Origin of the sequence: Oceanisphaera arctica (assembly GCF_002936955.1) — a bacterium.
GTDB classification, from domain to species: domain Bacteria; phylum Pseudomonadota; class Gammaproteobacteria; order Enterobacterales; family Aeromonadaceae; genus Oceanimonas; species Oceanimonas arctica.
The window spans coordinates 1-9,165 of record NZ_MPZM01000075.1 but is presented as its reverse complement, the minus strand read 5'-3'; the positions used below and the strand labels follow the sequence as shown (position 1 = coordinate 9,165).

Annotated in this window: 5 protein-coding genes; 1 reads left to right on the top strand and 4 read right to left on the bottom strand. The window is 57.3% G+C overall.

The window, feature by feature from the left end; genetic code table 11:
- The 4 genes from UN63_RS16305 to UN63_RS16290 all read right to left on the bottom strand — a co-directional run.
- A partial coding sequence (locus tag UN63_RS16305) for a DUF4347 domain-containing protein (RefSeq protein ID WP_146084766.1) occupies window positions 1-3,087 on the bottom strand: 3,087 nt, incomplete at its 3' end.
- A 61-nt stretch (window positions 3,088-3,148) separates the two neighbouring features.
- The gene (locus UN63_RS16300; protein WP_104488552.1) at window positions 3,149-3,889 is read right to left on the bottom strand and encodes an efflux RND transporter periplasmic adaptor subunit; all 741 of its coding nucleotides are present in this window, start codon (window positions 3,887-3,889) and stop codon (window positions 3,149-3,151) included.
- On the bottom strand, window positions 3,886-5,484 hold the full coding sequence (locus UN63_RS16295; protein ID WP_104488551.1) for a TolC family protein: 1,599 nt from the start codon (window positions 5,482-5,484) through the stop codon (window positions 3,886-3,888). Before UN63_RS16295 ends, UN63_RS16300 begins: the two co-directional genes overlap by 4 nt.
- A 368-nt stretch (window positions 5,485-5,852) precedes the next feature.
- On the bottom strand, window positions 5,853-6,338 hold the full coding sequence (locus UN63_RS16290; protein ID WP_104488550.1) for a zinc ribbon-containing protein: 486 nt from the start codon (window positions 6,336-6,338) through the stop codon (window positions 5,853-5,855).
- A gap of 121 nt (window positions 6,339-6,459) precedes the next feature.
- Here UN63_RS16290 and leuS point away from each other — a divergent pair, with 121 nt between their 5' ends.
- Window positions 6,460-9,039, top strand: a complete 2,580-nt coding sequence (gene leuS, locus UN63_RS16285; RefSeq protein ID WP_104488549.1) for a leucine--tRNA ligase — start codon at window positions 6,460-6,462, stop codon at window positions 9,037-9,039.
- Window positions 9,040-9,165: the final 126 nt, after the last annotated feature.

Genomic DNA, 9,165 nt, shown 5'->3' with positions numbered 1-9,165 from the left:
GCTGTAACTACCGTCTTCATGCAGCGTCAGGCTGCCGTGCTGGCCCGCCAGCGCGCTGCCGATGGTGCCGCTGGTGTCACCGAACACTACGCCGGTGACGGTTTTGGTATCACCATCATCCACATCGCTGTCGTTGCTCAGCACGTTGCCGCTGGCATTACTGCCGGCGCTACCATTGGCTACGCCGCCTGCCTCGATGGCGATCACCGTATCACTCTCGGCCACGGGGGCATCGTTGGTGCCGTTGATGGTAATGGCAATATCCTGAGTCGCGGTGCCACCATTGCCATCGTCAGCAATCAGGGTATAGGTCAGCACCAGTTTTTCGCCAGTCGCCAGATAACCAAAGGTTTCGTCGCCGGAATCAAAGGTCCAGTTCAGCGTTCCTTCCGTAGACTCCGCATCGACTACCGGTTGTGATGACAACGCCAACATCGCCAGCAAGGTGGCATTATCGGGTTCGGTGCCGTTGGATGACATCACATCACCACTCGCATTCTGCTGAACCGCCGTCACCGAGCTGACCGTGACCTCCACCTCATCGGCCAGATCCACATCGGTGACTATCAGTGCATCCGTTGCAGTTAGTCCTGTATCACTCTGCGACAGATTGATAGAAGAGGATAGATTGGCCGAATACTCCATCGCTCTGGGGATAATCTCCGTCACCCAGGCATTGGTTCGCTGGCCGCCATTGCTGACATCGGCACCGTATTGCGTGGCCGTATCGGTAAAGCCGGTGCCAGAAATACCCGTATTATAAAAATCAAAACCGAGAAAAATAACCGTACCCGAGCCATAGCTGATCACGGCAACGGTCGCGTTGTCATCGGTACCGTAAATCGCCGAAAAGCCTTCAACCGAACCTTTGCTTATCGAATCGGTGGCGCTGAGATTACTCAGGCTGGCCGGTCCGCCTTCAAACGGCGTTCCCGCCGCATTGCCGGTGTTCAAATCCCATGAAGAGCCTGACTGGGTCGCCAGATCCCACCCGAAGATGGTATTGAGGAAATTGGTGTCATTGCTTCCATAAGTACCCGTCATCATCATGACGCCGCCAGCCCCCACCCAGTTTTTCATGGTCGCCTTGGCAGACTCCGGCAGGAAAGACTCATCCAGTGGATTACCTCTTTCCATATCGGTCATGAAGAAGAAGCCACTGGCATTCAGCTTGTCGGAGAAGCCGGCATCGGTAAAACCGGTGATGGAGGTATCCAGCGAATATTCCCCTCCTTCGTTGATCACCGACTGCACTATGCTGGCGAGGTTGGCGTTTTCATTATCGCTACCAGGAGAGGCATCATTCCCGTTCAGGTTGGGGAAGCTGAACACCGATACCTGAGTCGAGGTATTGGCCGCGCCAAATACGGGAGCATCATTAACAGGAGACACCGTCAGATCGTAACTGATGTCCGCACTGTATGCTTCGCCGTCATACCCTTGCCAGTTAAAACCATCTTCACCGTTGAAGTTTTCATCAGGCGTATAGGTCAGCAAATCGTATTGCGCACTGGTAATCACCTGCTCCACAGTGACCGTAGCCCCGGAAAGAGTCAGTGAGCCGTTGGTAGGCAAGGAAGTGATTTTCACCTGTGACAATACGCTACCGCCTGACTTGAAAGCATCGGCAGCAAAGGTATAGGTCTGATCTTCCTCTACATCACCGGAGCCCGCTAGAATACTCGAGTATTCCATGGCGGCAGGTATGATCTCCTGCACCCAGGGGCTGCTGTACTGATACCCTTCGGTACCGGCACCATAATAGTCAAACCCCATATAGATAACATGGCCAGAGCCATACTGTATGGTTGCTACGGCCGCTTTATCATCGGTCCCATAAATGGTTTTGAAATTTTCCACGCTGCCGCTACTGATGGTATCGGATGCGTTCATGGGAGCCAGTTCGCTTGCCGATATATCGGCAAAGGGGGTATCGGCAGCATTGGCATCTACCCGGGATGAATTTTCTGAGTGATACGAGCTGCTCAGATCCCAATCAAAAATCAGGTTAAGAAAATTGACGTCATTGGCACCACTGGTGCCGGTCATCATGATGACGCCGCCATCGGCCACCCAGTCACGGAAAATGACGCGAGCAGACTCTGGGAAGAAGCTGGTATCGGTCGGACTCTGCCTCTCCATGTCAGTCATGAAGAAGAAACCGCTGGCGGCCAGCTTTTCTGCCAGATCCGGGTCGGTAAAGCTGGTAATGGAGGTATCGAGCGAATAATTTCCCCCATCATCGATGATGGCCTGCACAATACTCGCTAGGTTGGCATTTTCATCGCCGGGCTGGGAGCCGTCACCGTTTAGCCCCGGATAACTGAACACCGACACCTGCACCGGCTCTGCCAGCACACCACTATAAGGCTCGACATTCAGTCCTTCGGTCTCTATCTCACCCTGGCTATGCTCCAGATGCCAGTCACCACCTCGGGAAAGGGCTCCGGTAAGGTCCTCCGACGCGGCCACATCGGCCCCGGTGGCCGACGCCAACCCGGCGACAAATGCTTCCCCTTCGGGCGTAGCCACATTACAGCCATAAACCAGCAAGTCTCCTTCTTCCGTCAGAGACTGGCCAATCTGGCTTAGCGCCTCTGCATGCTCTGCCAGGTTGGCATTGTTGAGAACCACCGAACCCAGGCTGATCTTGCCGCTACTGCCATGAGACAACAGATGGATGGCATCATAGCCAGAGTTTTGCTGTGCCCAGACTGCCAACTGTGCCAGGCCGTCCTGACTGCCGTCGATCAGCTGCACTTCGATACCGGCGCCGATGCCGTTCACCAGGGTCTGGTAATCTTCCACGCTGCTGTCGACGAAGGCCACTTCCTTGCGGCCATGGTTCTGGCTCGGGTCACCGGCTTTAATCTGCGTCGGCGCCAGCGCCAGGTCGCCATCGCTGAAATGCACGGCCTGATCCGGGACGGGCTGATGCACCGCATCCTGCTGAAAGGCCACGTCGGTGGTCATATCGACGGCGGTGGCCACGGCGGCACCATCCAGCAAGATGCGTGATTCGAGGGCGGTGATCAGCGGCTTGCGACGAAATCCGGGTGAGGTCTTGGCGTTGTTTTGCTTGTTCATGGCATCTGTCCCTGGTCAGCACAGGGCGCCATATACGACACCCGGCAAAAATATAATGAGGTTACTGGGTGCTATCTGTTGTGAAGTAGGCGTTGGCGCTCATTCCCGGCATCAAGGCGGCCGACGGTGTCAGCTCTGCACGCAACAGCAGCGTCTGGCTGACCGGATCAATGGCCGGACTGATGGCGGCAATGGTCGCCTCCACTCTGGCGCCGGTCTCATCTATCTGCAGCGTCAACGGCATGGATGGCTGCAGCCAGCTTAGCCAAGTGGCAGGCACCACCACTTCGGCCTCAAGCCGCTGATCGGCGACGATTTCGATCAATTCCTGCTGCTGGCGGATATTTTCATGCTTATTGATCAGCACCGTCACTACCTTGCCGTCGTAAGGCGCCTTGATCTGGCAGCGTTGGGTGTTGATCCGGGCTATGCGCAGCTCAGCCTGGGTCTGGGCGTATTCCGACTGGGCCAGCGCAACATCCAGGCTGCCGATAGAGCGCAGCTCGTTCAATTGGCGTGCGTTATCCAGCTTGACCTTGGCGGCGGTATGCTCTGCCGCCACCTTGCTGGCCTGTGCTTCATACAGGGCACAATCCAGCCCGATCAGCAGTTCACCCTTGCGAAAGCTTTCCCCCGGTCGTTTCGGCAGGCTGGTGACCCTGGCTGCCAGTTCACCGGACAGCACAGCCCTGTCCCAAGCGTTTATCACCGCCCGGGCCTTGTATTCCTCGGCCTGAGCGGGAAGCGTCGAAAAGAGCAGGGCCGCCAACAGCAGGCCCTTGTGCTGGAATGCCGTTATCAACTCATGTCACCCGCGCTTGCAGATGCCGTGCTACTGGCCTGTGCCTGCTCCTTGTCGACATTGTCTGCCGCAGAGGAGGCAACAGCCTCCGGCTCAACCAGGTCACCGCGCTGCCACCGGTCAAAACGGGCGGCAATGGTGTCAGCCAGCTCATCCACGCTGCTGGCGGCATAATCTTCCGGCAGCAAATCCATGCCCATGGTCACGAAGACCCGACCATAGCTGTTTTGCAGATCTGCATAGGCCACATCGCGGCGCAACTCGGCCAGCAGGGTATTGAGAGATTCACGGATAAGATCCAGTTCGGAGGTTCGCTTCATGCGTGCGGCATTAACGGTTTGCTCACTGATGCGGCTGGCCACCTGCAGATAACGATCGGCCAGATCAAAAGACTGGCGCGATTCGTTATAGCGGATCCTGGCCAGGTGCACCTGAGTCAGCACCGCCATGGACGACGCCAGGCGCTGCTCTTCGGCAAGCGCCTCACGGGTCTTGGCCAGGCGTCGCTCGGCGCCCACCTTGAACACATCGAACAGATTCCAGCTGACCTGGGCACCCAGGCTGGTCCAGTCCTGATTCAGCAGATAGTCACTGTTGTCGTAATAGGCACCCGCATTGAGGCTGATACCCGGCAGCATTTTCAGGATGGCGGCACGGGTGTCGGCGGCGGAAATACGCTTCTGGTAATAAGTTTCCACCAGCTCGGGCCGCTGATTCAGCGCCAGCTCTTCCATGGTCGCCAGTTCGACCGTCAGCTCGGGTACACCGAAGTCGGGCTCACCTACATCGGCCAGCTCGAATACCGTGCCCGGCTTCAACCCCATCAGCCCGGCCAGTTCGGTTTTGGCGTTGGACAAGTCTTGCTTCAACGACTGCAGAGAGCGCAGCACATCAAGCAGCTCACGCTGATAATACAGCGCTTCCATCGGCGAACGCAGTTGCAGCAACTCGACCTGACGCGAATCGTCGAGGGCGGCGGAGGCTTGCTCAATCAGGGGACCGATCTTCTGCAACAGCCGCTCGGCCGACACAGCCCGCCAGTAGGCACCGCGCACATCCTGGGTAATGTTGTGAGTGACCTTGCGCTCCCTTTCCTTTGCAATCAGGTAACGGTCCGCATGCTGCTTGGCACGCACATAAGACAGGCCGAAATCGAGCACATTCCAGCTCAATGCCAGATCGTAGGTGGAGCGTTGTTTATCCTGGGAAATGGAATAGGAAGGACTGGCCCCAAGCGGATCGGGACGTCCATCCTGAAACTCCACGCTGGCCGAAGCTGCATAGTTGCTGCGCTCGGAATAGCCGGCCGACGCGGCGAGACTGGGCAGCATTTCATGCTGAACCAGATCGATCTGCCCCTGCTCCATCGCCGATTCCAGCGCCTTCAGTTTCTTGTCCCGATTGTTGCGCACCGCCCGGGCAATGGCATCTTCCAGTCCGATATTACCCTGAACCTGATCTTGTTCCTGTACAAACAGTGTCATGTCTGCACGCACCGTTTCGCTGACGTTATCGAGTGAAATCGCTTCTGGGGTAACGGTACAGCCACTGATGGCCAGCACCATTGATGAGGCAAGCAAGGTCTTCTTGAACATGTATCAATCTCTTAATTTTCTGAGGAAGCCAGTATCCGTTTGGCCGTGTTCACGAAAGGTGAAGTTAACCGGAGATGGTAGACGCCATATGAGTTAAAAATCAGGCGGATTAAGCAGGAAAAATATGCAGGATATTGGTTGGGCGAAGTTGCCCAACCCGATAAAGGAGCCGTATGAATAGATCAGCAAACTCGAGCTATCGTCCATGAATAACCACTGATGAATTGTGTATTAAGTAATCTCGCGGATGCTAGCAACGTTAGACTAAAGTATCAAATGAAAACCTCCGATATAGCCGCCAAAATTACCGAACTGTAAGGACTTGCCCCGAAAAAGCCCCACATGAAACCACCTCAAACCTCATGCAGTTACGGCATGAGCGGCCGGCGGATAAAGGTCTCGTGGTTGCATTCCAGGCAGCTGGTCAGCACCTCGGGGTGGGTCACTTCGCGGGAGTGGGCGCACAGGGTACAGTCATACAGGCCGGGGCCTACCACTTCTCCCGCCCGGTATTCGCCGTGGTGCTCCAGCTCAGAGGCCAGTTCCCGCCATTCGAGCTGGCTCTTGTCGGTCACGTCTGCCAGCCAGCCCCACACGGTTTCCTTGATCCGGCGATAGAAGAGGCTGTCGCGAAACTCGTCACCGCTGTCTTCCATTTCCGCCAGATCCCGCTTCACGTACTGGGCGATCAGCGCCAGCTCGTCCTTGGTCAGGTCGCTGGCCGCCTCCATGTAGGCCTGGGTGGTTTCCACCATTTCCCTGATCGTCGTATCTTCGGTTTGCTGCCAGCGGCGATGCAATTCCTCGACGAAGGCGTCGTAGCCTTTTTTATGTTTTTGTTCGTTATTGTTCATCTTCCCCCCTTGGATACCGAGCCCTGGCGGTGCGGCTATTGTTGCCCTCCCCCCCCTGGGGTATTCTATGGCGATTTATCGCCGTGGTTTATCACCCATTTCACAGATCCGGATGTCACTAATGCAAGAGCAATACATTCCCCAGAATATTGAGCCCGAAGTGCAACGCTTGTGGGCAGATCAGCAGACCTTCAAGGCCACCGAACAGCCGGGCAAAGACAAGTTCTACTGCCTATCCATGTTTCCCTATCCTTCCGGTCGACTGCACATGGGGCATGTACGTAACTACACCATAGGTGACGTTATCTCCCGCTACCAACGGCTGCAAGGCAAAAATGTGCTGCAGCCCATCGGCTGGGATGCCTTCGGCCTGCCCGCCGAAAACGCCGCCATCAACAACAAGACGGCACCGGCACCCTGGACCTATGAAAACATCGATTACATGAAGAACCAGCTCAAGCGGTTGGGCTTCGGTTACGACTGGGATCGTGAGCTGGCCACCTGCACCCCCGAGTATTACCGCTGGGAACAGTGGTTCTTCACCAAGCTGTATGAAAAAGGCCTGGTCTACAAGAAAACTTCCTCCGTCAACTGGTGCCCGCACGACGAGACCGTGCTCGCCAACGAGCAGGTCAACGACGGTTGCTGCTGGCGTTGCGACACCCCGGTGGAGCAGAAGGAAATTCCCCAGTGGTTCATCAAGATCACCGAATATGCGGACGAGCTGCTCAAGGACATCGACAACCTGGATGAGTGGCCCGAGCAGGTCAAGACCATGCAGCGTAACTGGATCGGTCGCAGCGAAGGCGTCACCCTGAGCTTTGCGGTCGCCGACCAGCAGCAGTCCTTTGAAGTCTATACCACCCGCCCCGACACCCTGTTTGGCGTGACCTATGTCGGCATCGCCGCCGGTCACCCCCTGGCGACCCAGGCCGCCGAGAACAACCCGGCACTGGCCACCTTTATCGACGAGTGCAAACACAACAAGGTGGCCGAAGCCGAAATGGCCACCATGGAGAAAAAAGGCATGGCCACCGGTCTCTATGCGGTACACCCGCTGACCGGCAAGCAGGTGCCCATCTGGATTGCCAACTTCGTGCTGATGGATTATGGCTCCGGTGCCGTAATGGCGGTTCCCGCCCACGATCAGCGCGACTATGAATTCGCCACCCAGTACTGCCTGGACATAGTACCTGTCATCAAACCCATCGACGGCGGCGAGCCGGATGTCTCCGAGGCCGCCTACACCGAAAAAGGTGTCTTGTTCAACTCCGGCGACTTCGACGGCCTCGACTTCGAGCAGGCCTTCAATGGCATCGCCGATGCGCTGATTGCCAGGAACCTGGGTCGCCGTACCGTCAACTTCCGCCTGCGGGACTGGGGTGTGAGCCGCCAGCGTTACTGGGGCGCGCCCATCCCCATGCTGAACCTGGAAGACGGCTCAGTAGTAGGCGTACCAGAAGCAGACTTGCCGGTGATACTGCCGGAAAACGTGGTCATGGACGGCATCCAGAGCCCGATAAAGGCGGATCCCGAGTGGGCCAAAACCACCTATAACGGCCAGCCGGCCTTGCGTGAAACCGACACCTTCGACACCTTCATGGAGTCGTCCTGGTATTACGCCCGTTACTGCAGCCCGGAGTACGATCAGGGCATGCTGGACGTGGAAAAAGCCAACTACTGGCTGCCGGTGGATCAGTATATCGGCGGTATCGAACACGCCTGTATGCACCTGCTGTATGCCCGCTTCTTCCACAAGCTGCTGCGCGATACCGGTCTGGTCGAGTCCGACGAGCCGTTCAAGCGTCTGCTGTGTCAGGGCATGGTGCTGGCCGACGCCTTCTACCATACCGACGAAAAAGGCGCCCGTACCTGGGTCAGCCCACTGGATGTCACCATGGAGCGGGACGAAAAGGGCCGGGTCAAGCGCGCCCTGGACAAGGACGGTCGCGAGCTGGTGCACACCGGCATGACCAAGATGTCCAAGTCCAAGAACAACGGCATCGACCCTCAGGTAATGGTCGACAAGTACGGCGCCGATACCGTGCGCCTGTTCATGATGTTCGCCTCCCCCGCTGACATGACTCTGGAATGGTCCGACTCCGGCGTTGAGGGTGCTCTGCGCTTCCTCAAGCGCTTGTGGAAGCTGGTGTTCGAGCATCAGTCCCAGGGTCCCGTCGCGGCACTGGATGTAGCCGGCTTGAGCAACGAGCAGAAAGCCCTGCGCCGTGATGTGCACAAGACCATCGCCAAGGTGAGTGACGACGTGGGTCGTCGCCAGACCTTCAACACCGCCATCGCCGCCATCATGGAGCTGATGAACAAGCTGACCAAAGTCGACATGGCCGATACTCAGAATCGCGCCCTGCTGCAGGAAGCGCTGGAAGCGGTGACCATCATGCTGCACCCGATAGTGCCGCACACCTGTTTCGAACTGTGGCAGGCTCTGGGCCAGACCGATATCGATCACGCCCGGTGGCCACAGGCCGATGCCGATGCGCTGGTCGAAGACGAGAAGCTGGTGGTGGTGCAGGTCAACGGCAAGGTGCGTGGCAAGATCACGGTCGCCGCCGATGCCACCCGGGAGGCAGTAGAAGCCGCCGGCCAGGCCGACGACAACGTGGCACGTCACCTGGACGGCAAGACGGTACGCAAGGTGATCTACGTGCCCGGCAAGCTGCTGAACATCGTCGCTAACTAATACAGAAACCCCACCCCAACCCTCCCCTTGCGTTGAACATCAGCGTTATCCTGCTGATATAGCATTAAAGGGGAGGGAGCAAAACAAACGCCGGCTTTAAAAACCGGCGCTATTCTGCCCCTCCCC